At 48.2% G+C, this 1,087-nt stretch carries 1 rRNA gene; it reads left to right on the top strand.

Features of this window, described 5'->3' with window-relative positions:
• Positions 1–1,087: ribosomal RNA gene (locus B8963_RS15810) — 23S ribosomal RNA — on the top strand; the annotation flags it as partial.

Raw genomic sequence — 1,087 nt, 5'->3', positions numbered from 1 at the left:
AAGAGAAGCAAACCCGGTGAACTGAAACATCTAAGTAGCCGGAGGAGGAGAAAACAAAAGTGATTCCGTTAGTAGTGGCGAGCGAACGCGGATTAGCCCAAACCAATACTGTTTCGGCAGTATTGGGGTTGTAGGACCACGACATTTGATGCGTAATGAATTGGAATCCTTTGGAAAGAGGAGCCGTAGACGGTGATAGCCCGGTACAAGTAAAGAACGTTATTGATAGTGGTATCCTGAGTAGTGCGGGGCACGTGAAACCTTGTATGAATTTGCCGGGACCATCCGGTAAGGCTAAATACTCCTGAGAGACCGATAGTGAACCAGTACCGTGAGGGAAAGGTGAAAAGAACCGTGAATAACGGAGTGAAAAAGATCCTGAAACCATACGCTTACAAGCGGTCGGAGCCCTTTGGGGTGACGGCGTGCCTTTTGCATAATGAGCCTACGAGTTACTTTTACTAGCAAGGTTAAGATTTTAAGGATCGGAGCCGTAGCGAAAGCGAGTCTGAATAGGGCGCCATAGTTAGTAGTAGTAGACGCGAAACCGTGTGATCTACCCATGGGCAGGTTGAAGCTTTGTTAACCCAAAGTGGAGGACCGAACCCGTTGACGTTGAAAAGTCTTGGGATGACCTGTGGGTAGGGGTGAAAGGCCAATCAAACTCGGAAATAGCTCGTACTCCCCGAAATGCATTTAGGTGCAGCGTTGTGATAGTTTTATAGAGGTAGAGCTACTGATTGGATGCGGGGGCTTCACCGCCTACCAATTCCTGACAAACTCCGAATGCTATAAAATGTTTCACAGCAGTGAGGGCATGGGTGCTAAGGTCCATGTCCGAGAGGGAAAGAACCCGGACCATCAGCTAAGGTCCCCAAGTGTATACTAAGTTGATATAACGCGGTGGAATTGCATTGACAGCCAGGATGTTGGCTTGGAAGCAGCCATTCATTTAAAGAGTGCGTAACAGCTCACTGGTCGAGCGATTCCGCATGGATAATAATCGGGCATAAGTATACCACCGAAGCTATGGCTTCTGTACTCGGTACAGAGGGGTAGGGGAGCATTCTATATGTGTTGAAGGTGA

It is taken from the genome of Cellulophaga tyrosinoxydans, assembly GCF_900176415.1.
Taxonomy (GTDB): domain Bacteria; phylum Bacteroidota; class Bacteroidia; order Flavobacteriales; family Flavobacteriaceae; genus Cellulophaga; species Cellulophaga tyrosinoxydans.
The sequence above is the reverse complement of the archived record's forward strand: the minus strand, read 5'-3'. Positions and strand labels throughout refer to the sequence as shown.